At 60.2% G+C, this 24,539-nt stretch carries 25 protein-coding genes; 17 read left to right on the forward strand and 8 right to left on the reverse strand.

The features are described from left to right. Positions 1–139 precede the first annotated feature (139 nt). The 4 genes from D6858_RS05070 to D6858_RS05085 all read right to left on the reverse strand — a co-directional run bounded on the left by D6858_RS05070 (position 140) and on the right by D6858_RS05085 (position 3,891). Positions 140–904: an L-rhamnose 1-dehydrogenase Lra1 gene (locus D6858_RS05070; protein WP_120107751.1), complete on the reverse strand. Its 765-nt coding sequence runs from the start codon at positions 902–904 to the stop codon at positions 140–142. Further along, positions 901–2,040: an FMN-dependent L-lactate dehydrogenase LldD gene (lldD, locus tag D6858_RS05075; RefSeq protein ID WP_120107753.1), complete on the reverse strand. Its 1,140-nt coding sequence runs from the start codon at positions 2,038–2,040 to the stop codon at positions 901–903. The genes D6858_RS05070 and lldD overlap by 4 nt, the downstream gene beginning before the upstream one ends. Positions 2,041–2,053: 13 nt before the next feature. Next, on the reverse strand, positions 2,054–3,034 hold the full coding sequence (locus D6858_RS05080) for a sugar phosphate isomerase/epimerase family protein (RefSeq protein WP_120107756.1): 981 nt from the start codon (positions 3,032–3,034) through the stop codon (positions 2,054–2,056). Between the two features lie 68 nt (positions 3,035–3,102). Beyond that, positions 3,103–3,891 carry a DeoR/GlpR family DNA-binding transcription regulator gene (locus tag D6858_RS05085; RefSeq protein WP_225082439.1) on the reverse strand — a complete coding sequence of 263 codons (789 nt, stop codon included), beginning with the start codon at positions 3,889–3,891 and terminating at the stop codon, positions 3,103–3,105. Between the two features lie 236 nt (positions 3,892–4,127). On the opposite strand from D6858_RS05085, the gene D6858_RS05090 reads away from it, so the two are divergent. The 6 genes from D6858_RS05090 (at position 4,128) to D6858_RS05115 (ending at position 11,634) form a co-directional block, all read left to right on the forward strand. Beyond that, positions 4,128–5,000, forward strand: coding sequence for a transketolase (locus tag D6858_RS05090; protein WP_240623696.1), 873 nt, complete (start codon positions 4,128–4,130; stop codon positions 4,998–5,000). Beyond that, complete coding sequence (locus D6858_RS05095) at positions 5,000–5,956, forward strand: transketolase family protein (RefSeq protein ID WP_120107761.1); 957 nt, start codon at positions 5,000–5,002, stop codon at positions 5,954–5,956. Before D6858_RS05090 ends, D6858_RS05095 begins: the two co-directional genes overlap by 1 nt. Further along, positions 5,957–7,492 carry an FGGY family carbohydrate kinase gene (locus D6858_RS05100; protein WP_120107764.1) on the forward strand — a complete coding sequence of 512 codons (1,536 nt, stop codon included), beginning with the start codon at positions 5,957–5,959 and terminating at the stop codon, positions 7,490–7,492. 67 nt (positions 7,493–7,559) lie between these two features. Continuing rightward, on the forward strand, positions 7,560–8,855 hold the full coding sequence (locus D6858_RS05105; protein WP_120107767.1) for an MFS transporter: 1,296 nt from the start codon (positions 7,560–7,562) through the stop codon (positions 8,853–8,855). Positions 8,856–8,890: 35 nt separating this feature from the next. Beyond that, complete coding sequence (locus D6858_RS05110) at positions 8,891–10,030, forward strand: fumarylacetoacetate hydrolase family protein (RefSeq protein ID WP_120107995.1); 1,140 nt, start codon at positions 8,891–8,893, stop codon at positions 10,028–10,030. Between the two features lie 29 nt (positions 10,031–10,059). Next, complete coding sequence (locus D6858_RS05115; protein WP_120107769.1) at positions 10,060–11,634, forward strand: aldehyde dehydrogenase (NADP(+)); 1,575 nt, start codon at positions 10,060–10,062, stop codon at positions 11,632–11,634. A gap of 43 nt (positions 11,635–11,677) precedes the next feature. Here D6858_RS05115 and D6858_RS16315 read toward each other — a convergent pair whose 3' ends face one another. The 4 genes from D6858_RS16315 to D6858_RS05135 all read right to left on the reverse strand — a co-directional run bounded on the left by D6858_RS16315 (position 11,678) and on the right by D6858_RS05135 (position 16,739). Continuing rightward, positions 11,678–12,013 carry a transposase gene (locus tag D6858_RS16315; protein WP_120107772.1) on the reverse strand — a complete coding sequence of 112 codons (336 nt, stop codon included), beginning with the start codon at positions 12,011–12,013 and terminating at the stop codon, positions 11,678–11,680. Further along, complete coding sequence (locus D6858_RS05125; protein ID WP_120107774.1) at positions 11,979–13,784, reverse strand: AMP-dependent synthetase/ligase; 1,806 nt, start codon at positions 13,782–13,784, stop codon at positions 11,979–11,981. The genes D6858_RS16315 and D6858_RS05125 overlap by 35 nt, the downstream gene beginning before the upstream one ends. Before the next feature lie 88 nt (positions 13,785–13,872). After that, positions 13,873–15,687 (reverse strand): gamma-glutamyltransferase, encoded by a 1,815-nt coding sequence (gene ggt, locus D6858_RS05130; RefSeq protein ID WP_120107777.1) that lies wholly within the window; start codon positions 15,685–15,687, stop codon positions 13,873–13,875. 11 nt (positions 15,688–15,698) lie between these two features. Then, a complete protein-coding gene (locus D6858_RS05135) occupies positions 15,699–16,739 on the reverse strand; it encodes a quinone-dependent dihydroorotate dehydrogenase (RefSeq protein ID WP_120107780.1) in 1,041 nt (346 codons plus the stop codon). A 436-nt stretch (positions 16,740–17,175) separates the two neighbouring features. Here D6858_RS05135 and D6858_RS05140 point away from each other — a divergent pair, with 436 nt between their 5' ends. The 11 genes from D6858_RS05140 (at position 17,176) to D6858_RS05190 (ending at position 24,487) form a co-directional block, all read left to right on the forward strand. Beyond that, positions 17,176–17,586: an SUF system Fe-S cluster assembly regulator gene (locus tag D6858_RS05140; protein WP_120107783.1), complete on the forward strand. Its 411-nt coding sequence runs from the start codon at positions 17,176–17,178 to the stop codon at positions 17,584–17,586. After that, positions 17,583–19,064 (forward strand): Fe-S cluster assembly protein SufB, encoded by a 1,482-nt coding sequence (sufB, locus tag D6858_RS05145; protein ID WP_120107786.1) that lies wholly within the window; start codon positions 17,583–17,585, stop codon positions 19,062–19,064. Before D6858_RS05140 ends, sufB begins: the two co-directional genes overlap by 4 nt. Before the next feature lie 71 nt (positions 19,065–19,135). Beyond that, entirely contained in the window at positions 19,136–19,645 is a 510-nt protein-coding gene (locus tag D6858_RS05150; RefSeq protein WP_120107788.1) for an endonuclease domain-containing protein, read from the forward strand. Beyond that, positions 19,642–20,037, forward strand: a complete 396-nt coding sequence (locus D6858_RS05155) for a hypothetical protein (RefSeq protein ID WP_225082430.1) — start codon at positions 19,642–19,644, stop codon at positions 20,035–20,037. The genes D6858_RS05150 and D6858_RS05155 overlap by 4 nt, the downstream gene beginning before the upstream one ends. After that, a complete protein-coding gene (gene sufC / locus D6858_RS05160; RefSeq protein ID WP_414719712.1) occupies positions 19,964–20,800 on the forward strand; it encodes a Fe-S cluster assembly ATPase SufC in 837 nt (278 codons plus the stop codon). The genes D6858_RS05155 and sufC overlap by 74 nt, the downstream gene beginning before the upstream one ends. Then, positions 20,797–21,213 (forward strand): hypothetical protein, encoded by a 417-nt coding sequence (locus D6858_RS05165; protein ID WP_120107794.1) that lies wholly within the window; start codon positions 20,797–20,799, stop codon positions 21,211–21,213. The genes sufC and D6858_RS05165 overlap by 4 nt, the downstream gene beginning before the upstream one ends. After that, on the forward strand, positions 21,210–21,968 hold the full coding sequence (locus tag D6858_RS05170; RefSeq protein WP_225082429.1) for a SufB/SufD family protein: 759 nt from the start codon (positions 21,210–21,212) through the stop codon (positions 21,966–21,968). Before D6858_RS05165 ends, D6858_RS05170 begins: the two co-directional genes overlap by 4 nt. Beyond that, positions 21,965–23,152 carry an aminotransferase class V-fold PLP-dependent enzyme gene (locus D6858_RS05175; protein WP_120107800.1) on the forward strand — a complete coding sequence of 396 codons (1,188 nt, stop codon included), beginning with the start codon at positions 21,965–21,967 and terminating at the stop codon, positions 23,150–23,152. Before D6858_RS05170 ends, D6858_RS05175 begins: the two co-directional genes overlap by 4 nt. Next, entirely contained in the window at positions 23,149–23,628 is a 480-nt protein-coding gene (locus tag D6858_RS05180) for an SUF system Fe-S cluster assembly protein (protein ID WP_120107802.1), read from the forward strand. The genes D6858_RS05175 and D6858_RS05180 overlap by 4 nt, the downstream gene beginning before the upstream one ends. Beyond that, the gene (locus D6858_RS05185; protein WP_205664879.1) at positions 23,625–24,128 is read left to right on the forward strand and encodes a GNAT family N-acetyltransferase; all 504 of its coding nucleotides are present in this window, start codon (positions 23,625–23,627) and stop codon (positions 24,126–24,128) included. Before D6858_RS05180 ends, D6858_RS05185 begins: the two co-directional genes overlap by 4 nt. Then, a complete protein-coding gene (locus D6858_RS05190; RefSeq protein WP_120107805.1) occupies positions 24,125–24,487 on the forward strand; it encodes a HesB/IscA family protein in 363 nt (120 codons plus the stop codon). Before D6858_RS05185 ends, D6858_RS05190 begins: the two co-directional genes overlap by 4 nt. Positions 24,488–24,539: the final 52 nt, after the last annotated feature.

The following is a 24,539-nucleotide window of genomic DNA, read 5'->3' on the forward strand; positions in this document are numbered from 1 at the left end:
CCAGAAGAAGGGTTTCCACCCGCTTCCAGAAAGCGCTGGCTGTCCGATATGCTGAGCTGAGCGACAGGCTCGTTCGCCGTTGCCGCCGAAGCATAAAGCAATCCCGTCAGCAGCGCAGAGATGATGGAGCCGCGCCGCATCATTGCAGGTTCACGAACATGCCGCCATCGACCAGCAAAGCCGCCCCGGTAACGTATTCAGCCATATCCGAAGCAAGGAAAACGATGGGGCCGACAAGATCCTCGGGCTGCCCCAACCGACCAAGCGGTGTGCGACTTTCCATATAGGCGCGCTTAGCGTCGTCAGCGAGGTCATCCTTGTTGATTTCGGTAAGGATAGTGCCCGGCAGCACCGAATTGCAGCGAATGCCATGTTTGCCGAGCGCGATCGCAGCCGATTGCATCAGCGAGTGCACACCCGCCTTCGTTGGCGTGTAGTGAGTCTGAAACTCGCCCCCCACCAGCGCCGAGATCGAAGAAACGGCAACGATCACTCCGCCTTCACCCTGCTCGACCATCTGGCGAGCCGCCGCCTGCACCATGTAATAGGCGCCATGCAGATTAACCCGGAAAGTGCGATCGACAGTCTCCACCGGCATATCGAGAAACGCATGAAACGGACAGATTCCAGCATTCGAAACCAGCACGTCCACCCGGCCGAATGCCTCCACCCCACGGGCGATGAATTCGCCGGATGTCGCGGGATCGGCGACATCGCCTTTCACCGCAATGGCCCGCTGCCCCAACGCCTCAATCTCAGCCACGCAGCTGCGCGCCTTGTTGTCGCTTGACGCGTAATTGATCGCGACATCTGCACCATGGCGCGCCGCGCCGATAGCTGCTGCTCTACCGATCCCGGTCGATCCGCCGGTGACCAGCACGGTCTTGCCTTCCAGCAATTTCATCGATTGTTCTCCGCAAGTATCGACCGGTCGATTGCGTCGATCCGGTTCACTCCGGTCAGCGTCATGGCGACATGCATTTCAGCGGCGATCAACTGCAACAGCTTAGCAACACCCGCCTCTCCCTGAGCGGCGAGAGCCCACAACCATGCACGCCCCAGCAACACGCCATTGGCGCCCAACGCCAGCATCCGCACAATGTCGAGCCCGTTTCGCACGCCGCCATCGGCCAGCACAGTCAGCTTTCCCGCCACCGCGTCGGCAATTTCGGGCAACGCCCGCGCGCTCGACCACACGCCGTCCAACTGGCGACCGCCATGATTAGACACGACAATTCCATCCGCCCCGATAGCCGCCGCCTCGCGCGCGTCGTCGGGGTCGAGAATGCCTTTGATGATCAGTGGACCGTCCCATTCCTGCCGGATCCAGTCGAGATCCTTCCATTGGATCGATGGGTCGAAGTTGCGGCCCAGCCACCCCATGTAATCGTTCAGGCCGCTATCTTTGCCCAGCACCGGCGCCAGATTGCCCAATGTGTGCGGGCGCCCCCACAGCCCGACATCCCATGCCCAGCTCGGCTTACCTATGGCCTGCAAAACGCGACGCAGCGGCGCATTCGGGCCCGACATGCCCGAGTGGGCATCGCGATAGCGCGCGCCGGGCACCGGCATGTCGACAGTGAAGATCAACGCCTCTGCACCGGCAGCCTTTGCGCGGGCGATCAGGTCTTTCATGAAATCGCGATCCCGGATCACGTAAAGCTGGAACCAGAAGGGATCCGCGCGTTGCGATACGTCCTCGATCGAACAAATCGAAACGGTCGACAGGCACATGGGGACACCGCCAGCCTTCGCTGCACGCGCAGCCTGCAATTCGCCGCGACGCGCGAACATGCCTGCAATACCGACCGGCCCTAGCGCCACCGGCAGATCGATCTGTCGCCCGAATAGCGTCGTCTTCAAATCGACGCTGGCGACATCTTTCAGTACCCGCTGGCGCAGAGCGATATCGGCAAGATCGGCGACATTGCGATGGAGCGTGTGCTCTGCATACGCGCCGCCGTCTGCATAATCGAACAGGAACCGCGGCACCCGCCTGCGCGCGGCCTCGCGGAAATCATTGGCAGACGACACAATCACGCTGCGCCCACCCTCAGAAGCTTGAGAACAAGGCCTGCCGGGCCAGACCCAGCGCCGTCACCGCATCATGGCGCAACTGCGCCTCTCGCATCGCTTCGAAGTCCAGCTTGTCGAGGGCGCGTTCGACACCCTTCAGGAAATCGATGGCGGCATTGGCCGCCGCTACGCTGTCTTCGCGGAAAGGGAACTGATCGAGCTGCCAGACGCCCTCCCAGTTGTTTTTTCGCAGGGTATAGAAGAATTCAAACAGTTCGATCGGATGGACCGAACCGGCGATCAGATCATCGTCCCAGCTACGGAAATTGTCGTTTACGTCCATGCCGAACAAGCGGCCATGATCGATTGCGAGCTGCGCCGCGTCAGCCGGGCTTTCTCCGCCGTAAAGCGAGTGCCCGAAGTCGAGCAATATGCCGACATTGGGCAGGCCGATCTTCTCGATCCCCAGTAATGTGCGGGATACACTGTCGAAGCTCATGTGCACACGCGGTTCGCGCGGCTTGTATTCGATCACGAACTGCAGGTCGGGGTTTTGTTCGGCAAGCTCACCGACCCCATCCATGCTCGCTTTCCACAACGAACCGTGATCGACCTGAAACGGATAATCCCACCCGTCCTGCCCCGGCCACAGTTTCACATATTTGGCACCGAAGTGACGAACGACATCGGCCGCTTCGTTACACATCTCGTTCGCAAGGCGCCGAATTCCCGCATCGGGGTTAGTGAAGGCACCTTTTGCGAAGCGGCGGGTGTAAATTTCCGGCGTGATGCCGATTACCGACAGGCCATTGCGGTCGAGCGCCTTATCGATCGCATCCAGAGACAGCGCAGGATCGGCAAATGGGAAATTGATGTCGACAACCGAAAGGTCATCGACCTGCCCCGCCAGATCGATCATTTCGATTAGAGTGCGCGGCGGACCATATCCGTCGGTCGCATAGCGATCCACATAAGTGGCGAAGTGCCAGATGCCTGCACCGAATTTCTGATTTCCCACGCTTCAGTCCTCGTCCCAAATTATTGTGGTCGACCAAATGACCCCAGTTTTGCGCGAAGCCGCCCCAGTCAGGCCACGATGGTCTTCACACCGACAGCTTCGATCGCTGTCCGATCCGCATCGGAAATGCCCTTGTCCGTCACCAGCACATCGATCAGGTCGAGCCCGCCCAGCGCAGTAAAGGATCGCGCGCCGATCTTGCTCGAATCGGCTACGAGGACGACTTCGCTTGCAGCTTCAATCATGGCCCGCTTCACTGGCAGGTCGGACAGTGCCGGATACGTCAGCCCCGCCGCGACATCGATTGCAGCAGCGGCCAGAAACAGACGATCGACATACAGCCCTTGCAGATATTCCGCCGAGCGCTCGCCAGACAGCGAGAGGGTCGGCGCTTTGAAATGGCCACCGGTCATATGAACATCGAAACCCGGCTCGCCACCAAGCATAAGCGCGATATTCAAAGCGTTGGTGATAAGCGTGATGTCACGACGACCAGCCAGACTGGCGGCCACTTCGGTCGTAGTGGAACCGGCATCGAGAATGATCGAAGAGCCATCGGTGACCAGCGCCGCCGCTGCGACGCCGATCTGACGCTTGGCCTCCATTTGCCCGGTATTCTGCAACGCCATCGAGCGGACCTGTTGCGGCACGGACTTGAGAAAGGCGCCGCCATGCTCCCGCACAATATGGCCTTGCGCCTCCAGAGTCTCCAGATCCTGCCGGATAGTCACTTCGGACACTTCGAATACGTCAGCCAACTTACGGACCCGCGCGCTGCCTTCTTCCTGCAGCCAGGCGAGCATTCGCGCACGACGCGCCTCCCCCAGCATTTTCGAACGAGAGCCCATTCCGCTCATCGCGCGACCGCGCTCGAAATGGGCTGAGCAAGCGGGTGAAAACTCATTTTTGGCACTGCCTTCATCAACGAAAAACGAAGCCACCCACCCGGAACGGGCGAGGCTCGTAAAATTCGTATGATGACTGGCTTTTAATGTCAATTTTTTACGCTTTCTGAAATTAACGAAAATTTTCGAAAGTAAATGTCTTGCGACTGCTTTCCTATCCCGCTATCCAGCGGTAAGGAGAGCGATTCATGATATGTATTATGCCTGACTCGAACGGCACGTCAACCGGCACAATCGAAGAGCGCGCAAAACATGTGCGCGAGCGTGCAAACTGGATGCGCCGACGACTGCTCAAGATGATTGTCGATGCAGGTCAGGGGCATCCGGGCGGCGATCTTTCGGCCACCGATATCCTCGCAACGCTCTATTTCGATGTGCTGCGCCTCGATCCCACCAATCCGCTTGCCCCGGAGCGCGACAGATTTGTCATGTCCAAGGGGCACTGTACCGGCGCGCTCTATACCGCCATGGCAGGACGAGGCTTATTCCCGGAAGAGGAGCTGGCAAGCTATCTTAAGCCGAGATCGCGGCTTAACGGCCACCCCAACCGCACTTACCTGCCTGGGGTTGAAACAAACACCGGCCCTCTCGGCCATGGCTTTCCCGTCGGCGTGGGCATCGCGGTATCCGGTCAGATCGACGACGCCGACTTCCGCACCTTCGTGCTGACCGGCGATGGCGAATTGCAAGAAGGCAGCATGTGGGAAGCCGCGATGTTTGCAGGGCATCGCGGACTGGGCAAACTGACAGTGATCGTCGATCGCAACAGATTGCAGCAAGGCGCCAAAACCGAGGACACCAACGGCCTCGAACCGCTCAGCGATAAATGGCGCGCGTTCGGCTGGGAAGTCGTGGGCGTGAACGGGCATGATCATGCCGAACTGCTCCGCGCGTTCGACGCTGCAGCAGAACCGCGCAACAAGCCGCGGGTGATTATCGCTGACACATGCAAAGGCAAGGGGGTCAGCTTCATGGAAAATCAGGCTGGCTGGCATCACGGCGTCCCCAACCCCGAACAATACGCTCAGGCGCTGGCTGAACTCGAAGCGGAGATGGCGTGATGGGAGCCGGCACCAAATCAGACACGGCATTGTTCGATTGCCGCGATGCCTATGTTCGTACGGTCGAAGAACTGGCCGTGACAGACAATCGGATCGTCGCGGTCGTCAACGACTCGGTCGGCTCTTCAAAACTAGGCAAGTTCCGCGAACGCTTCCCCAACCGCCTGATTAACGTAGGCATTGCCGAACAGAACATGGTTGGTGTCGGCGCGGGACTTGCTAATGGCGGCAAGATTCCTTTCGTCAGCGGCGCATCCTGCTTCCTTACCGCCCGCGCTATGGAGCAACTCAAGGCTGATTGTGCCTATAGCAACGCGAATGTGAAGCTCTGCGGCATCTCCTCCGGCGTTGCCTATGGCGAACTGGGCGCGACCCATCACAGCATCGAAGATATCGCATGGCTGCGCGCGATCGACGGCATGACAGTGATCGTGCCGTCCGATCCATGGGAAACCGAACAAGCCATCCGCGCCGCGGCCAGCCATGACGGGCCGGTATATATCCGGCTGAGCCGGATGCCGGTTCCTGCACTGGAACGGACCAGTCCCCGGTTCGAAATCGGCAAGGGCGAGGTGCTTCACGAAGGCCGCGATGTCGCGATCATCGCCAATGGCACCATGGTCAATCGGGCACTCGAAGCAGCTGCGGCGCTTAAGAGCGAAGGCATTGGTGCACGCGTGATCAACATGGCCACGGTATCGCCGATCGACAAAGACCTGCTGGCAGATGCCGCCGCGACAGGCGCCATCGTGACAGTGGAAGAAGGCCTGAAACAAGGCGGACTGGGCGGTGCAGTGGCCGAATTCTGCGCCGAATCCGCACCAGTACCGATGCGTATTCTCGGCTTTCCCGGGTTTCTTCCTACCGGCTCTGCATCATGGTTGCTGGACGAATTCGGCCTGACCGCAGCGGGCATCGCCTCTGCGGCGCGCGAAGTGCTGGACAAAAGGGCCTGAATGTCGGTGCCTGTCCACTCTCCGTCGGCCAACTCCGCGCCGGTTATACTGGCCATCGACCAGGGGACTACCAACACAAAAGTCCTGCTGGTCAATGGTCACGGGGAGATATGCCTGAGCCGTTCGCGCAGCGTTCCGCTGTCCTATCCGCGTCCCGGCTGGGTCGAACAATCCGCAGAAGATATCTGGCGGACTGTCAGGGATCTGATTGCCGAAGTTCTGACCGCAGTGCCAAATGCGGCCGTCGCGGCGGTCGCTATATCGAATCAGCGCGAAACCGTGATCCTGTGGGACCGCCACACCGGAGCACCGATCGCACCTGCCGTGACATGGCAGTGCACCCGATCGGCTGAACGCTGTGAACAGCTCCGCAAGGCAGGAAAGGCACCTCTGATCGCGCAACGGAGCGGGCTTGGCATCGATCCGTTGTTCCCAGCCGCCAAGATCGCCGGAATGCTGGATGACACGCCCGATATTCGCACGCGGGCCGAAGCGGGCGACATCCTGTGCGGCACGGTCGATAGCTGGCTGGTCTGGAACCTCACAGGCGGGGCGGTTCACGCGACCGACCACAGCAATGCATCGCGCACACAGCTCCTCAACATCGATACCGCTCGATGGGACGAGGAACTCGCTGCTGTGTTCGATGTCCCGCTTGCCATTCTGCCCGAAGTCCGGCCATCGGACGCCACCTTCGGCGTGATCTGCGAAGGCTTTGGCGCCCTGCCGCAAGGTACACCTGTCCGCGCCGTTCTCGGTGATAGCCACGCCGCTTTGTTTGCTCACGATCCAATGGCAAGCGGCATCGTCAAAGTGACCATTGGCACGGGCAGCTCGCTCATGGTTTCGGTGCCAGAGCGCGCGGAATCGCGCCACGCCCTGTCCGCCACTATCGCGTGGAGCCGCGAAGATAGCGGTGTGCAGTACGCGCTCGAAGGCAATATCAGCGTGTCAGGACATGCCGCAGCCTTTGCCGCCGAATTGATGGGATTACCCGATGCGCACGCGCTCAGCGCCGTCGCCGGGCAGGTTGCGAACAGCAATGGCGTCGTCTTCGTGCCAGCTCTGGCCGGGCTGGGTGCACCGCACTGGCAGACCGATGCCCGTGGCACGATCATGGGCATGAGTTTGGCAACGCGCCCCGCCCATTTGGCGCGCGCGACGCTGGAAGCGATCGCGCATCAGATCTGCGACGTGATCGAAGCGATGGAAGGCGATCTGCACCACCCCTTCCCCTCCGTGACAATTGACGGTGGTGCGGGCAGGAATTCGCTTCTCGCACAAATACTCGCAGACTTGAGCGGCAAGGAAATCGTGCAGGCGCCGCAAGAGGAAAGCAGCGCAGTCGGCGCGGCCCTGATGGCAGCTGCCGCAATCGGTATCGCGGGATCCGCCGACCGAGCGCCCGCACAGCAATTCATGCCGCAAATCAGCGAAGGCGACCGCACGAACGCGCGCCAACAATGGAAACGCGCGATCGCACAGGTAACCGCAGCCGCATCTCCGAATGCTGCTCCGGCATCGGTCGCCGCATGAACACCACCGAAGAAGTGAACGCCGAACAGAAAATATCCGGCACGCCGCAAGGGATTGGAAACAAACAATGACAGCCGAAGGCAAATTGGCTCAGGGCCAACAACCCGATCCTTCCGGCAAGGAGGACTGGAAGAACACCATCCTCGCCGGACTGGCCAACTATATCGACGCAGGATCGATCGTCGCCGGATCGGCAGCGCTGGCGCTGTGGGTGGAGGCGTATGGCCTGTCCACTGACCTTGTCGGTTTGATCGGGGCATTCGGCCCCAACGCCATCGCCGCCGGAATCGGCGCGCTCATCGGCGGGCGGCTGTGCGACAAGCTGGGTCGCAAGAAGATCTACCAATACGATATGCTCTTCTACGCCTTCGGCATGATGTGGCTGGTCTTCGCGATGAATGCGTGGATGATCGTACTTGGATTTTTCCTGGTCGGTCTGGCGGTTGGAGCGGATATCCCCGCATCGTGGTCGCTGATCGCGGAAATGGCCCCTGATAAAAAGCGCGGAAAACACAGCGGAGTCGCGCAGGTGCTATGGTATCTGGGTCCGGTCGTCGTCCTGCTGATGTTTCTGGTGCTCGAGCCGCTTGGCCTGATGGCGGCCCGACTGGTTTTCGCCCACCTTGCGATATTGGCTGTCGCTCTGACCTTTCTGCGATCACGCATGAAGGAATCGCAGCGCTGGCTTGATGCTCAATCGACAAAACCGGACGATGGCGCTCCGTTCGAACGGGGGCGCTGGCGCGATCTGTTCACCTGCCGCCATATCCGCTCGATGGCGTTTCTGGCCGGTATGTACCTGTTCTGGAATCTGTGGGCGGGGACAAATGGTTTCTTCTTCCCCTACATCCTGCGTACAGTCGGCAACCAGTCGCAGGCGATGTCGGTCGCAATTCAGGCGCTCAGCTTCCTGATCGGGATGGCGTCAATCTATTTCGTGTTCATGAAATACGCGGACAAGCTGAATCAGCGAATGCTTTTCGGCCTTTCCGCTGTGATACAGGTGGTCGGGATGTCGCTGCTTGCGATCTTCCCGCTGACGTTGCCCGTCGCGCTGGCGCATGTGTTCCTGATGGCATTCGGCCAGGGTTTCGGAGCGCAATGTTTCTTCCAGCTCTGGAGCTCGGAGATGTTTCCCACTTTGCTGCGGAGCACCGCTCAGGGCGTGATGTTCGCTGTGGTTCGGATTGTGCTGGGCGTCTTCACTTTCTTCGTACCGTTTCTGACAGCGACCGGGTTCACCACGCTGGCATGGATACTCGTCGGTTTTCTGACGATCAGCGGTGTGATCGGGTTCGTCTGGGCACCGCGAAACGAAGGCAAGTCGCTCGAACAGCTCGATGACGAGCGTCTCACCGCATGATGCGCCGCGCGCGCCGACCAAAGGAAGAGAATGCAATGGTAAAGCGTTTCGACGTATCGGCTCTGCCTGTCGACCACGAAAGTGCCGTTCTGGCGGGTCGTGTCTCGATAAAGGGCGATCCGCGTCCGGTTATCGTTCGCGCTGGCCGGGTGTTCGACGTTTCCACACAAGTGGACACGATCTCCGACCTGCTGGACCTGGGCGATCCGGCCGATGCCTCCGGTCGCGATATCTGCGGAGTAAGCGAATTGACCGTCGGAGGGGGCGACTATGCACTGCTCTCGCCAATCGACCTGCAATGCGTGAAAGCGTGCGGCGTGACGTTCGCGGTGTCCGCTATCGAGCGGGTAATCGAAGAACGTGCTCGCGGCAACGCGGAGCACGCCGCAGACATTCGCGCCAATCTGGAGGACAGAGTCGGCAGCGGGATCCGCAACGTCACACCGGGCACCGACAGCGCGGCTGAACTGAAGGCTGCGTTGATCGATGCCGACATGTGGTCCCAATATCTTGAAGTCGCAATTGGCCCCGATGCAGAGGTATTCACTAAGGCGCCAGTCCTATCCACCGTCGGATGGGGGGCGGCAGTGGGGATCCGTTCCGATTCCAGCTGGAACAATCCCGAACCGGAAGTGGTGCTGGCTGTGAATGCGTCAGGCAAACCTGTGGGCGCGATGCTGGGCAATGACGTAAACCTGCGCGATTTCGAAGGACGCAGCGCTCTGTTGCTGGGCAAGGCGAAAGACAACAATGCCGCCTGTGCCCTTGGCCCCTTCATCCGGTTGTTCGGCGGTGATTTCGGCATGGACGACGTTCGTTCGGCGGAACTCGACCTGCAGGTCGAAGGGCTGGACGGTTATCGGCTCGAAGGCCGCAGCTCGATGAAGGAAATCAGCCGCGACCCGCTGGAACTGGTTCGCCAGACCTTGTCCGAACACCATTACCCCGACGGCTTCGTTCTGATGCTGGGTACGCTGTTCGCGCCGGTTCAGGATCGCAACGAACCGGGCCGGGGCTTCACCCACAATGTCGGAGACACAGTGCATATCCATAGCGCGAGGCTAGGCACACTAACCAACGATGTCGTCCATTCGTGCGATGCGCCCGCATGGGAATTCGGCATTCGCGAATTTTACCGGTCAATCCGCCAGCGGCACGCAGTCGCCACCGCCTGACCAACATCCATTCGAACGGACAGATCATCATGACACTCACCGGAAAACTCTTCATCGCCGGGGAACGGCGCGATTCCGAAAACCGGTTCCATGCCTTCGATCCTTCGACAGACGAGGCCATCCCCGAACCCGCCTTTGCCATCGCTGGGCCGCGCGATATCGATGACGCATGCGCGGCAGCCGAAGCTGCATTCGCTGTCTATTCCAGCCTCCCTCTCGAAACACGAGCGCAGTTTCTGGAAGCGGCCGCCGATGAAATCGACGCGCTGGGCGAAGCGCTAACGAAGCGGGCCCATTGCGAAACCGGCTTGCCGGAAGCACGCCTCAACGGAGAGCGCGGCCGAACCGTGGGGCAGCTGCGCCTGTTCGCACAGATAGTGCGCGATGGCGCATGGCAGGGTATCCGCATCGATAGCGCCGATCCTGTGCGCACACCGCCAAAGCCCGATCTTCGCCTGCACAAAATACCGTTGGGACCGGTCGCGGTGTTTGGCGCTTCCAACTTTCCGCTCGCTTTCTCGATTGCAGGTGGCGACACCGCTTCGGCATTGGCCGCAGGATGCCCCGTTGTGGCGAAGGGGCACCCTGCCCACCCCGGCACATCCGAACTCGTCGCCAGCGCGATCATGCGCGCGGTGGAACAGACTGGCTTGCCGCAAGGTGTGTTCAGCCTTCTGAACGGAACCTCCCACGAACTGGGAACGGCGCTGGTCAGCGATCATCGAATTCAAGCAGTCGGTTTTACGGGATCGCGCATGGGTGGCGAGGCGTTGATGAAAGTGGCCGCTTCCCGCAAACAGCCGATCCCGGTTTATGCCGAGATGTCAGCGATCAATCCCGTGATCCTGCTGCCCGCCGCCCTCGCATCGCGTGGTGAAAAGCTGGCACAAGATTATGTCGGAAGCGTCACGATGGGCGCGGGGCAATTCTGCACCAATCCCGGTCTGATCCTCGCAATACGCGGTGAAGCGCTCGACAATTTTGTCGCCGGGGTCGCCGCAGCGATTGGACAGGCCTCACCGCAAGTCATGCTTACGCAAGGCATTCGCGAACAATTCGACAGGGGCAAGGCCAACCTGATCGGCAGCGACAGCGTTGCGTTGATCGGGGAAGGTGCGCCCGCCACCAATGGCTGTCTGGCCAGCGCTGCCATATACCGCACCAGCGCCGCCGAATTTGTCCAGAATCCCCTGCTGGGAGAGGAAAACTTCGGTGCCTCTTCCGTGATCGTCGAGTGCGACGATATCGATCAGTTGCATGGCCTGCTTGCAGAAATCGAAGGCCAGCTGACCGCGACACTGCATATGACGGAAGATGACTTTGTCCTGGCGGGCAAGATTTTGCCCGTGCTCGAACGCAAGGCGGGTCGCATCATCGCCAACGGGTGGCCGACCGGGGTCGAAGTGTCACACGCGATGGTCCATGGCGGGCCGTATCCGGCAACGTCGGATCCGAAATCGACTTCGGTCGGTACGCTTGCCATCGAACGCTTCCTGCGGCCAGTGTGCTATCAGGATTTCCCCGCCGAACTGCTGCCCGAACACTTGATCGGAGAAGGGCCGAATAACACGATCAGGATGATCGATGGCAAATGGACAATGTGACTTATGAGAGAGAGGAGAACGGGGTGGTGGCATCAAAGGCTCGCTAAGGACCGCTCCGGCACCACCGGTTGAAGCGTTGGTAAACGGTGTGCCAGCGCCCGAACTCCTTGGGCAGGACACGCCAGTGTGCCCCTGAACGCGCCAGCCACAAGACCGCCTCGACAAACAAGCGATTATCTCGCCCTGTCCGCCCAGGATCGCTCGCCTTGCCCAGAAGATGCGGCTCAATCCGCTCCCAACCCGCGTCACTCAGTTCCTGTCGATCCATCCAGCCAGCAGCTTGAATCAGACTCCCACAAAAATGGGAATCCTGAATGTAAACGCAGCCTAAGAGCCGTACACTGTTAAGTGCGATATAACGCGGCGAGTCGATCTCCATAGCGTTCGCGGATTTTGTGCCGCCGTATCTTCATGCTCGGCGTCATCTCTTCGTTTTCGATCGTGAATGGTTCGTCTGCGAACGTAAAGCCGCGCACCTTCTCGACTACTGAAAGTTCCTGATTGGTGCGGTCGATTGCGTCGCGCACGGCGCTGCGGAATGGTGGTAGTTCCATCAGCGCGGTCAGATCGTATTTCTCACCATGCGCCTTGGCCCATTCAGCGGCCCATTCCGCATCAGGCACGATCAGGCCGACGAGATACGGGCGTTTGTCACCGCTCACCATTGCTTGCCCGATTTCGGGCTGCAATGTCAGCATTCCTTCGACCTTCTGCGGGGCCACATTGTCGCCCTTGTCATTGACGATCATGTCTTTCTTGCGATCGGTTATGACGATGCGTCCGCGCTCGTCGATGTGGCCGATATCGCCTGTGTGCAACCAGCCATCCTGCAGAGCGCGTGCCGTCTCGGCCGGGTTATGCCAGTAACCGTGCATCACCAGTTCGCCGCGACACAGAATCTCGCCGTCCTCTGCAATCTGAATTTCGACGCCTCTCATCGGCGGCCCGACGGTATGCATCGCGATGCCTGCGCGGGGCCGGTTGCAGCTGATGACTGGGCCGGCTTCGGTCTGTCCGTAACCCTGCAGCATAGTCAGGCCCATCGCCTGAAAGAATATACCGACTTCCGGATTCAGCGGTGCACCGCCTGAAACCATTGCCTTTATTCGGCCGCCGAATTTAGCTCGGATCTTCGGGCGCAACAGCCGTTCGAGCATGAAGTCGAGCGTCTTGTCGCCAATGCGATAACGCCCTTCAGCCTTCCGGGCGCCCAGCGCGAGTGCGCGGTCCATCAGTTTCTGAGCCAAACCACCCTGCTTGGCCACCTGCTTCATGATTCGTGCGCGAAGTACTTCGAACAGCCGGGGAACCACGACCATGATCGTGGGGCGCACCTCTTCGATATTGCTGGCGAGTTTTTCGAGCCCTTCGGAATAGAATATCTGCGCGCCGACGCTGATCGGCAGAAATTGTCCGCCGGTATGCTCGTAAGCGTGGGACAGAGGCAGGAATGACAGGAAGCGTTCGTCTTCATCCACCCCTAAATCGTTGCTGAGGATTTCCGCTGCACCGGCCGAGTTGCACAGGATTGCGCCGTGATGTTGCAACACTCCGCGCGGGGCACCGCCGGTGCCGCTGGTGTAGATGATGCAGGCGGTATCGCCCCGTCCGATCTCTGCAATACGACGTTCGACAGCTTTGCGCGCTTCGGCTGCATCGCCTTCCAGCATCGATGCCCAGTTATGGATCGTGTGGTTACCGCTTTGATGCGGGCGCACGCTATCGATTGCGATCAGGTGTTCCGCCAGCCCTGTATGAAGGATGGCCGGGATTAGCGGGATAGACAGTTTATCGTTCGAAACGATAACGGCCCGAGCCCCCGAATTGTCGAGGATATGGACATGATCGCGCTCGGTATTCGTGGTGTAAGCCGGGACTGTGATGCATCCTGCGGCCATGATCGCCAGATCGGCAATACACCATTCGGGGCGGTTTTCCGATACCAGCGTGACCCGGTCGCCGGGCTCCAGCCCCAGCTTGCGAAGGTTTTCTGCCAGCAGGCAAACCTGATCGGCCACTTCGCGCCAGCTTTGCGTTATCCATTGCCCGTCGCGTTTGGCGCCGAGGAACGGTGCATCGCCCCGCTCATCCGCACGCCGGAGAAACAATGCGACGAGGTTATCGACCGTATCAATGTCGCTTAGCTGCAAGGCTGCACCTGTTCCTGATCCCAAGACTTCTCATAACTTTTATGGTTATCTATAGTTTAGGGCGGGCCTGCCGTAGCGGCAAGCGGTCTTATTCGACGATGGCCACCCCTTCGCTGCGCGGATCACCCGCACCGGTCCAGCCACTGGCAGTGAGCAGCGCTGCATTGGCTTTCAAAGGAAGGGCACGCACGGTAACCTGCTTGTGCCCGAGCCGTTGCAATTCCGGGATCATGGCAACCAACGAGGTATCGGGTTCGATCGCGACAATATCGCCGGGCGAAAACAGAACCGGCAATGCCAGAGCCTTGTCGACCGGCAGATGGAAATCGATAACTCCGATAATCGCGCGCGTCGTTTGCACTGGGATCGTTGCTCCGCCGGCGGCACCGACCGCCATCAGCAATTTGCCGTCGGGCGAAAATACCAGTGTCGGTGCCATCGAACTGCGCGGTCGCTTGCCGCCCTGCACGCGATTGGCGACCGGATGACAATCCGTGCCAACTGCCATTTCCAGCTTTCCATCCGCGATGTCGTCCATCCGCGCTTTGGAGGAGCCGGTCGCGCGATCATCGCAGTTTTCCTGCGGAGTCATGCTGAAATCGGTCAGTTCGTTATTGAGATAGAACCCGCCGAACATGCTGCCCGAACCGAACACACTTTCGATTGTCGATGTGTAGGATACGGCATTGCCCCATTTGTCGACGGCAACGAAATGGGAGGTGCCATGTTCTTCCGGCTCCTGCCCGTCGGGCGGGGGAAGCGGCAGACCCGGCTCGACCTTGGCCATCGTCGATGTCGGGCTGATCAGCGTACCGCGCTTCGCCAGATATGCGGGATCGGTCAGCGCTTTGACCGGGACTGAAAAGAAATCAGGGTCGGCAAGGAACCGTTCGCGGTCAGCATATGCGAGGCGCTGCGATTCGGCGAACAGATGCCAGAAAGTGGGCGAATTGGGGCCGAGTGCCGACAGATCGAACCGTTCGAGCTGATTGAGCATCGCAATAACGGTTGTCGCGCCCGATGATGGCGGGCCCATCCCGCAAATCTTGTAGGTGCGATATGCACCGCAGACCGGCGCGCGATCAGTTGCGCGATAGCTTTCGATATCGGCAACTGTCATTTTGCCATCGCTAGGCGTGTCATCAGCGATGGTTTTGGCCAGCGTTGCAGCGGTTTGCCCGGTGTAGAGCCAGTTTGCCCCATGCGCGGCGATTTGTTCCAGAGTGTGCGCCAGTTCCGGGTTTTTAACCACTGTGCCGAGGGGCTTGGGATTGCCTGCCGCATCGTAAAACAATGCCAACCCTGTTTTACTGCGCGCCCCAGTGCTCTTGGCGTTTTTCAACGCGTTATACAGGCGGGGCGTAATCTCGAACCCATCGCGGGCAAGGCGGATCGCAGGCTGGAAAACATCGGCCCAGGCCAGCTTCCCGTCGCGCTTCATCGCGTCTTCGGCCAGGCGCAGGCTGCCCGGTACACCGATGCTCAATCCGCTTTCGACAGCGGTGCGGAAATCCATCGGCTTGCCGGCCGGCCCGATGAAACGGGTTGGGGTGGCGGCCATCGGCGCCTTTTCCCGACCGTCGACTGTGTCGATAGTCCCATTGGGGTCGGTATGGAGATAGAAACCGCCGCCGCCGATACCCGAACTTTGCGGCTCGACAACGGTAAGGGCCAGCATCACTGCGATGGCAGCATCGGTCGCGCTGCCACCCTTGCGCAGCATTTCGATGCCCGCTTGCGCGGCGCGTGGATCGGCAGCGCTGACAATTCCGTGTTCGTAGCGGGTTTGCGCCACCGGTGGCGATGCGGTGGCGACCGTTTCGGTTGGGATTGTGGAGCAGGCTCCCAGTAGGAGGGGGAGAGCCAGTGGAAGGGCGAGCGATACGGAAAAGCGCTTAAGCATGGTGCTATCAGCTAACCGCTCCCGACCGCCTCGGCAATCGTTGAAAACCCTTCGGCGCGCATTCGTTGCTCCAGTCCGCGGACAATGCGCCGGGCAACACCCGGTCCTTCATATACCATCGCACTGTAAAGCTGGACTAAACTTGCCCCGGCTTTGATTCGCTCCCACGCGTCGTCCGCGTTGGCAATTCCGCCGACACCGACGAGAGGCAATGTGCCGCCAGTGGCGGAGCGGAAGTCTTTGAGACGCTGAAGCGCGAGATTTTTGAGCGGCCGTCCGGATAACCCACCGCTCTCCCCGGCATCCCATGCGACAAGGGGCGGGCGTAAAATCGTTGTGTTCGACACGATTAGTGCGCCGAGCTTCTTGTCGATAGCGATACGGGAAATCGCATCGATATCCGTGGGTTCGAGATCGGGTGCGACTTTTAGGAAAATCGGCGGCTGAGTGATGGCTTCGCTTTCGTCGCGCGCGGCAATCACCGCGTCGAGCAGCGCAACCAAAGCGCCTTCGTCCTGCAAGGCGCGCAGGCCCGGGGTGTTCGGGCTGGAGATATTCACTGCGAGATAGCTGGCTAGCGGGGCCATCGCGCGGGCCATCGTTGCATAATCTGCGATGCGATCAGCGGAATCCTTGTTTGCGCCGATATTTATGCCAACTACGCCGGGCCTGCTCGTACGCTGGGATAACCGGCGATGCGCGGCTTCCAGTCCGGCATTGTTGAAGCCCATGCGATTGATAACCGCGCGATCTTCTTTCAATCGGAAAAGCCGGGGCTTGGGATTGCCCGCTTGTGGCAAGGGTGTGATCGATCCCACTTCGGCAAAACCGAAGCCAAGGCGCAGTAAAGCATCGGGAACTTCCCCATCTTTATCGAACCCTGCCGCCATTCCGAGTGGGTTGGGGAACGAAATGCCCGCAACGGTCGATGTCAGCGGCCCGACATTTGCAGGCCTGCCGACAAGACGCACTTTCAGGGCCTTGAGTGCAAGCCCGTGTGCGATTTCCGGATCGATGGCGAACAGAGCGGGGGAGAGCAGGCGGTAAAGCATCGTGGGTGCCCTATGGCGCGGTAAAGGATTGCTGTCGAGACTGTCCCACCTTGGCAAGCAAGGCATGAAAGGCGCTCAAAAAGCACGAAAAATTGCCTGAAGCTGCGTCAGACTACCGCAAATCCGACTGAACTGTCGCGGTGCGTCGATTTCCTACAATTGGCGAATCGATTCATCGTGTATGAAGCACGGGCGACCCGAAGGGCTCGAAGCTTTTTGCAACGAGTACCTCTACTTAACAGGCGGTCTCGGATGATCCGGGGCCGCCTATTTTTTACCGCCATCCGGCCTTCGCGTATTTTCACCTTGTAACTGCCGCGATTTGCCAGATGGGCACCTTGATCAGCCTCACAGACCGGGTTTGGCCGCTCAGCGTGCTTGAAAAGATCGCAAACCCCTCCTAGGTGCAATTCGGAATGAATCGGTCCGAATAAAAATGCGTCTGTCCAATCTTGCTGATTATGCCGTGGTCGCGATGACCGCTGCCGCGCGTCGTTGCGGTGGCGGGCGTGTGTCTGCCGGGGAGCTGGCGGCGGAAACCGGACTGCCCGCGCCGACAGTCGCGAAACTGGTCAGCAAGCTGACGGCCGCGGGCCTATTGCGTTCGATGCGAGGGGCGCACGGCGGGTTGCAACTGGCGCGGCCGGCCGCAGCAATCACGATTGCCGATATTGTAGAGGCAGTGGAAGGTCCGATTGCACTGACTGCCTGCGTCGAAGGCGATAGCTGTGCGCTGGATCACGATTGCACCGTTCGCGCGCACTGGCCCGTGGTCAACGAAGCGGTGCGAGGGGCATTGGCGGGGATCACTTTGACGCAGTTAGTATCGACACGAGAAATAGCATGACCGAAGACATACAAGTGACCGATCGCGCTGCCCGCGATGCCGCTGCGAAAGCGGCAGAGTACGAATTCGGCTGGTCGAGCGAGATCGACACCGAATTTGCGCCCAAGGGATTGAACGAAGACACCGTTCGCTTCATTTCCGCCAAGAAGGGCGAGCCGGAATGGATGCTCGAATGGCGGCTCAAGGCATTCCGGTTGTGGCAAACGATGGAAGAGCCCGATTGGGCCAAGCTCGGCTATCCGCCGATCGATTATCAGGACGCTTATTACTACGCCGCGCCGAAGAAGAAGGCGGAGCTGGAATCGCTCGACGAACTCGATCCCGATATCAAGGCGACCTACGATAAGCTGGGCATTCCATTGGCGGAGCAGGAAGTGCTTGCCGGGGTGAAGGGCGCACGCAAGGTCGCTGTGGATGCTGTGTTCGACAGCGTTTCGGTGGCGACCACTTTCCGCAAGGAACTGGAGAGCGCGGGCGTCATCTTCCGCTCGATCAGCGAGGCGATCCGCGAATATCCCGACCTGGTGAAAAAGTGGCTCGGCAAAGTCGTGCCGCAACACGATAACTACTTCGCCACTTTGAATTGTGCGGTCTTTTCCGACGGAACATTCGTGTACATCCCCGAAGGGGTGCGCTGCCCGATGGAACTGAGCACGTATTTCCGTATCAACGCGGAAAATACCGGGCAGTTCGAACGCACGCTGATCGTGGCGGAAAAGGGTAGCTATGTCAGCTATCTGGAAGGCTGCACCGCGCCGATGCGCGATGAAAACCAGCTTCACGCGGCCGTCGTCGAACTGGTCGCGCTGGAAGATGCCGAGATCAAATATTCCACCGTGCAGAACTGGTATCCCGGTGACGCCGACGGCAAAGGCGGGATCTACAATTTCGTGACCAAGCGGGCGCTGTGTCAGGGCGCGCGCAGCAAAGTGAGCTGGACCCAGGTCGAAACCGGCAGCGCGGTGACGTGGAAATACCCCTCTTGCGTGCTCAACGGTGAAAACTCAGTTGGTGAGTTCTACTCGGTAGCGGTCACAAATAACCACCAGCAGGCCGACACGGGAACTAAAATGGTTCATAACGGCAAGGGCAGCCGCAGCACGATCATTTCCAAGGGGATCAGCGCGGGCAAGTCCAACAACACCTATCGCGGACTAGTGCGCGTGGCGACCAATGCCGACGGGGTTCGCAATTTCACGCAATGCGACAGCCTGTTGCTGGGCGACACCTGCGGCGCGCACACTGTTCCGTATATCGAAGTGAAAAACCCCTCGGCCCAGATCGAGCACGAGGCGACAACCAGCAAGATCAGCGACGATCAGCTGTTCTACGCCATGCAGCGCGGGCTGGGTGCGGAGGAGGCGGTGGCACTGATCGTCAACGGCTTTGCCAAGGAAGTGCTCAAAGAACTGCCGATGGAATTCGCGGTAGAGGCGCAGAAACTACTGGCAATCTCGCTCGAAGGAAGCGTCGGATGACGATCCAATCCCCCTTTCATCTTGCCCATAATGCCCCTGGCGGCTTCGTGGCCCTCGTGTGAACCAATCTTATGACCGACCGTAAAACTCTCCAGCTTCGCACTCCGTCCGAAACGGCGGACACCCCCGCGCTCAAGAAAAAGGGGCGCGGCTGGGAAATTTCCGAAAAGCGGCTCGACGCTCTGCACGAACGCGCGCGCGATATGCGCCGTCATTCAACAGAGGCGCACAAGGTGCTGGCAGAGCGCTTCGCCAAGGCCGATCTGGGCCGATACAAGTTCACCCGCCATGCGGTCGTCGGCAGCGCGATCGTCGATTTCAACTGCCACCTCCTTGGCATGGCGATCGCCATTGACGAAGACGGCGCAGACGAAGCGCTGGCGAAGCGCCGCGACAAGAGTCTGGAAGCGGTCGGCATCCGGGTGATGCGGATCAAGGCGCGCGACATTATCGATAATATCGACGATGTGCTGGCGCGCATCACTGCCGGAATGCGAATGCGTATTGCCGACAAACAGGACGCGCGCCGCGCCCATCGCGTCAATTCCGCCCCTCGGCGGCCACGGCGGGACGACGCATGACAACTTCCACCGCGCATGTTTTTGCAATCGCAGCGATTGCCGCGATGGCGATGCTGGCGCCGGTTGCCCCTGCCCGAGCCGCGCCTGAGCAACTGACCACGGCGCAGGCGATCAAGCGGCTCGACGCATGTCTGACGAGCGGAGCGCCCGCCGCGCCGCGCAGCAGCCTTCAGGCGGCGGTGATCGCATTGCGCACTCTATGCCGCTCCCAAATCGATCGCGTGCTGGATCATCGCTATGCCGAAATCGACGCCGCTTACGGTCTTCCGGGCGCGAAATTGACGCAAAGCCAGCAGGCTGATCGGACAGAACGTCGCGATGCGGCCCGGAAATTGCTCGACCGCGAAATCGCCGTGGCGGTTTCGCGTTACACCCAACTCCTCCCGAACTGACCCGGATCGACCAGATAATATGCTGATAATCGATAGTCTTCACGCCGAAATCGACGGCAAGAAAATCCTCAACGGCCTTTCGTTGACTGTGAACGCAGGCGAAGTCCATGCGATCATGGGGCCGAATGGCGCTGGCAAATCCACGCTGGCCTATGTGCTCGGTGGCCGTCCGGGGTATGAAGTGACCGGGGGATCGGTCACATTTGCCGGGCAGGATCTGCTCGCGATGGAGCCGCACGAGCGCGCCGCGGTCGGCCTGTTTCTCGGCTTCCAGTATCCGGTGGAGATTCCGGGTGTTTCCAACGTCCAGTTCCTGCGCGAAGCGCTCAATGCCCAGCGCATTCAGCGAGGGGAAGAACCGCTGACCGGCGGCGAATTCCTTAAACTGGCGAAAGAGAAAGCCGCTCTGCTGCGGATGGATATGGAGATGCTCAAGCGGCAAGTGAACGTGGGCTTCTCCGGCGGGGAGAAGAAGCGGGCGGAAATGGTTCAGATGGGCATTCTCAACCCGTCGCTGGCGATCCTTGATGAAACAGACTCCGGGCTCGATATCGATGCATTGCGGGTAGTAGGCGAAGGGATCAATGCGATCATGCGCGCACCGGACAAGGCCGTGGTGCTGATCACCCATTACCAGCGCCTGCTCGACTACGTGAAACCCGATCAAGTCCACATCCTCGCCAAAGGGCGCATCGTCAAAAGCGGCGGTCCTGAACTGGCGCTGGAACTGGAGCGTGAGGGGTATGACGAGGTAATGGCATGATGCGCCTCACAACACTTCTGTCCTTCACCGCTCTGATTGCAGCGAGCACTACACCCACTCAGGCGGCCCCGCAGCAACGCGAAGTGCCGCCTGCCGTGGCCAAGCAGGTGCCGATCATTGCGGGCAAGCTGCGTAACTGGCGTGGGGTGTGGGGCGCTGTCGATGGCAAGCTGGCCTGCAAGACGGTGAAATCGACCGGCGATAAAGACATCGACATGATCGGCTGCGCTGCGCTCGTCGCCTGTATCAAGCCGCATTACAAACAGCTCAAGACAATCGCCGACAGCAAAGCGAGCGAAGCCGACAAGAAACGCCGTATCTCGGGCAAACTCAAGACGCTCGACCCATGCCTGCACGAACATCGCGGCAATGGCATCGCGGCGCTGGCTGTGGCGCGGGGGACAGGGAAGTGACCTTGATTGCACGTCCGACCAATCGTGAAGAGGACTGGCGGTATTCCGATGCCGCATTCCTTTCGACCGCACCTATCGAAACCTTTGACGACTGGCGCTCCGTCACGGTCAAACCGGGCGCTGTGCTGCGCGAAACCGTGCAGGCCGGCGATGCCGCGCCATCGGCCGTGACGCGGTGCCGCGTGCATGTCGGCGCCGGCGGGCGATACGAGCATTTCGCCACTATCGTCAGCGGCCCCTATCGCCGGATCGAGCTGGAGGTGACGCTGGACGAAGGCGCGCATTTCGAATTCGGCGGAGTAACGCTGGGCGGCGAAAGCAATGTGCAGGAATTCGTGACCCGCGTGATTCACGCTCAACCCGGTGCGACCAGCAATCAGGTGGTGCGCGCGGTGCAGTGGGGCCAGTCGACCGGCAATTTCCTTGGCCGTATCGAAGTCGTGCGCGACGCGCAGAAGACTGATGCGGCGCAGAACTTCCGCGCGATCCTGCTGGAAAAGGGGGCGAGCGCCAACACCAAGCCGGAACTCGAAATCTTCGCTGACGATGTGAAATGCGCGCACGGTGCAGCGATCGGTGCGCTCGATCAGACGGCTGCATTCTACATGGCCGCACGCGGCTTGCCGCCGGAAAAGGCGCGGGCCTTGCTGGTACGGGCGTTCATCGCTGATGCCTTCGCCGCCATCGACGATGAAACACAGCGCGAAACCATGCTGGAAGATGCGCTGGCGCATCTGGACGAGAGCGCGTTATGACCGACACAGCAACGCTTTCGCGCAAAGCTGAATTTCCCGGCTTGCTGAGCGATACCGGGAAGGTGTGGCACTATCTCGATACGGCCGCGACAGCGCAGAAACCGCGGACAGTGATCGATGCCTGCAGCCGCGCGATGGGCGCGGATTATGCCACTGTGCATCGCGGGGTCTATTCGCGCAGCGCGGATATGACGCTGGCCTATGAAGCAGCGCGGCGGCGGGTGGCGGCCTTTATCGGCGCGGTGGAGGCGGAAATCGTTTTCACCCGCGGTGCGACCGAAGCGATCAATCTGGTGGCATATTCCTATCCGAACAAAGGGCGCGTTCTGCTCAGCCAGCTGGAACACCATTCCAATATCGTGCCCTGGCAACTGGCCGGGTGGCAAGTCGATGTCTGCCCGTTGACCGAAGATGGACGGATCGATCTGGATGCAGCGGAGGCGATGCTGACCCCGGATCACACGATGGTGGCATTCGCGCATGTGTCGAACGTGCTCGGCTCTACCCTCGATGCCGCGCGGGCGGCCCGGCTGGCGCATTCGGTGGGGGCGAAGCTGTTGCTCGACGGGTGTCAGGCAGTGCCGCGCCTGCCGGTCGATGTCGCGCAGATCGATTGTGATTTCTACGCCTTCTCCGGTCACAAGCTTTACGGGCCGACCGGTATCGGTGCGCTTTGGGGGCGCGCGGAACTGCTCGATGCCATGCCCCCGTGGCAGGGCGGCGGATCGATGATCGATCAGGTTACGTTCGAACGAACGACATATGCCCCACCCCCGCAGCGGTTCGAAGCTGGCACCCCTGCCATTGTCGAGGCGCTCGGTCTGGCGGCAGCCTGCGATTATGTCGCGGATATCGGACTGGACGCGATCCACGCGCACGAAGCGGCACTGGTCGCCCGTTTGCGCGATGCACTGCAACCGATGAATGACGTGACGGTATTCGGCCCGGAAGACAGCGCCGGAATCGTCAGTTTCGCGATGCAAGGCGTCCATCCACACGATCTGGGCACCATTCTCGATGAAGAGGGCGTGGCGATCCGTGCCGGGCACCATTGCGCGCAACCTCTGATGGCGCATCTGGGTGTGCCGGCAACTGCGCGCGCCAGTTTCGGACTCTACAGCGATGAAAGCGATATCGATGCGCTCGTGAAAGGGGTCGAGCGCACGCGGAGGATTTTCGGATGAACGAAGAACGCAATATCTCGGTCGAAGAAGTCGACGCTGTCGATAAACCGCGCCGTGCCAGTGTGGACGACGCACAGCAGGAAACCGCGGCGGAGAAGCTGGAGCGCAAGCGCGATTATCTAGAAGGATTCCTCGCGCAGAAGCCGCAGCCGACCCATGCGGGGGAGCCGGGCGGTGCAGTGTATGAATCGATCATCGATGCGCTGAAAGAGATTTATGACCCGGAAATCCCGGTCAATATCTACGATCTCGGTCTGATTTACGCGGTTGAAGTGACCGACGATGGCGATGCCAAAGTCACTATGACGCTGACGACTCCGCATTGCCCGGTAGCCGAATCGATGCCTGGTGAAGTGGAGTTGCGTGTCGCCACCGTACCCGGAGTACGCGATGCCGAAGTGGCGCTGGTGTGGGATCCGCCGTGGGGGCCGGATAAAATGACTGACGAGGCCCGGCTCGAACTGGGCATGTTGTGACCGCCTCCGTCATTCCCGAACTGGCAATTGCTATCGCCAACTATCGCGATTCGGCGGATGCGGCAGCTATTGTTGCGCTGCTCGATACCTATGCCCGCGATCCGATGGGCGGTGGCACGCCGCTGTCCGACGATGTCCGTGACCGGCTGGTTCCTGCGCTGGTTGATCAACCCGGCGCATTCACACTGATCGCGCGGGTAGCGGGCGAGCCTGTCGGGCTGGCCAATTGTTTCACCGGCTTTTCGACTTTCGCTGCGCGTCCGCTGGTCAATATTCACGATATTACGGTTCTGCCGCAATATCGTGGCAAAGGCGTGGGCCGTGCGCTCCTTAACGCTGTCGCGCAGGAGGCTCAGGCGCGTGGTGCGTGCAAGATCACGCTGGAGGTGCTGTCGGGTAACGAACCTGCCATCGCAGCATACCGGCAGGCCGGATTTGTGCAGTATGGACTTGACCCGGCAATGGGCACTGCCCAGTTCTGGGAGAGGAAACTACCATGACCGACACCGTTACAACCCTTCGCCAGCGCCCCGCTGCCGTTACGCTCACCCCTGCTGCGGAAGCGCGGGTGGCGGATCTGATGGCCAAGGCGCCGACCGATGCCATTGGCGTGAAGCTGTCGACACCCCGGCGGGGTTGCTCCGGGCTGGCCTATTCCGTCGATTATGTGATCGAAGAGACTGCGTTCGATGAAAAGATCGAAACGCCCGGAGGCACCTTTTATATCGACGGGGCCAGTGTGCTCTATCTGATCGGTAGCACGATGGATTGGGTGGAGGACGATTTCACCGCCGGTTTCGTGTTCGAAAATCCTAATGCCAAGGGCGCGTGCGGCTGCGGCGAAAGCTTTATGGTCTGACGGCGCTTCGCATTGCATGCGGAGCATTCGCTTTGGCCGTAGTTCGGCCTGA

Source organism: Tsuneonella suprasediminis, from assembly GCF_003605755.1.
Taxonomy (GTDB): Bacteria; Pseudomonadota; Alphaproteobacteria; order Sphingomonadales; family Sphingomonadaceae; genus Tsuneonella; species Tsuneonella suprasediminis.

What these genes read in the sequence shown, in the direction of transcription:
- D6858_RS05070 (WP_120107751.1), bottom strand. Translation starts at nt 904, where the DNA reads ATGAAATTGCTGGAAGGCAAGACCGTGCTGGTCACCGGCGGATCGACC.
- D6858_RS05085 (WP_225082439.1), bottom strand. Translation starts at nt 3,891, where the DNA reads ATGAGCGGAATGGGCTCTCGTTCGAAAATGCTGGGGGAGGCGCGTCGT.
- D6858_RS05090 (WP_240623696.1), top strand. Translation starts at nt 4,128, where the DNA reads ATGATATGTATTATGCCTGACTCGAACGGCACGTCAACCGGCACAATC.
- D6858_RS05095 (WP_120107761.1), top strand. Translation starts at nt 5,000, where the DNA reads ATGGGAGCCGGCACCAAATCAGACACGGCATTGTTCGATTGCCGCGAT.
- D6858_RS05100 (WP_120107764.1), top strand. Translation starts at nt 5,957, where the DNA reads ATGTCGGTGCCTGTCCACTCTCCGTCGGCCAACTCCGCGCCGGTTATA.
- D6858_RS05105 (WP_120107767.1), top strand. Translation starts at nt 7,560, where the DNA reads ATGACAGCCGAAGGCAAATTGGCTCAGGGCCAACAACCCGATCCTTCC.
- D6858_RS05110 (WP_120107995.1), top strand. Translation starts at nt 8,891, where the DNA reads ATGGTAAAGCGTTTCGACGTATCGGCTCTGCCTGTCGACCACGAAAGT.
- D6858_RS05115 (WP_120107769.1), top strand. Translation starts at nt 10,060, where the DNA reads ATGACACTCACCGGAAAACTCTTCATCGCCGGGGAACGGCGCGATTCC.
- D6858_RS16315 (WP_120107772.1), bottom strand. Translation starts at nt 12,013, where the DNA reads ATGGAGATCGACTCGCCGCGTTATATCGCACTTAACAGTGTACGGCTC.
- ggt (WP_120107777.1), bottom strand. Translation starts at nt 15,687, where the DNA reads ATGCTTAAGCGCTTTTCCGTATCGCTCGCCCTTCCACTGGCTCTCCCC.
- D6858_RS05135 (WP_120107780.1), bottom strand. Translation starts at nt 16,739, where the DNA reads ATGCTTTACCGCCTGCTCTCCCCCGCTCTGTTCGCCATCGATCCGGAA.
- D6858_RS05140 (WP_120107783.1), top strand. Translation starts at nt 17,176, where the DNA reads ATGCGTCTGTCCAATCTTGCTGATTATGCCGTGGTCGCGATGACCGCT.
- sufB (WP_120107786.1), top strand. Translation starts at nt 17,583, where the DNA reads ATGACCGAAGACATACAAGTGACCGATCGCGCTGCCCGCGATGCCGCT.
- D6858_RS05150 (WP_120107788.1), top strand. Translation starts at nt 19,136, where the DNA reads ATGACCGACCGTAAAACTCTCCAGCTTCGCACTCCGTCCGAAACGGCG.
- D6858_RS05155 (WP_225082430.1), top strand. Translation starts at nt 19,642, where the DNA reads ATGACAACTTCCACCGCGCATGTTTTTGCAATCGCAGCGATTGCCGCG.
- sufC (WP_414719712.1), top strand. Translation starts at nt 19,964, where the DNA reads ATGCGGCCCGGAAATTGCTCGACCGCGAAATCGCCGTGGCGGTTTCGC.
- D6858_RS05165 (WP_120107794.1), top strand. Translation starts at nt 20,797, where the DNA reads ATGATGCGCCTCACAACACTTCTGTCCTTCACCGCTCTGATTGCAGCG.
- D6858_RS05175 (WP_120107800.1), top strand. Translation starts at nt 21,965, where the DNA reads ATGACCGACACAGCAACGCTTTCGCGCAAAGCTGAATTTCCCGGCTTG.
- D6858_RS05180 (WP_120107802.1), top strand. Translation starts at nt 23,149, where the DNA reads ATGAACGAAGAACGCAATATCTCGGTCGAAGAAGTCGACGCTGTCGAT.
- D6858_RS05190 (WP_120107805.1), top strand. Translation starts at nt 24,125, where the DNA reads ATGACCGACACCGTTACAACCCTTCGCCAGCGCCCCGCTGCCGTTACG.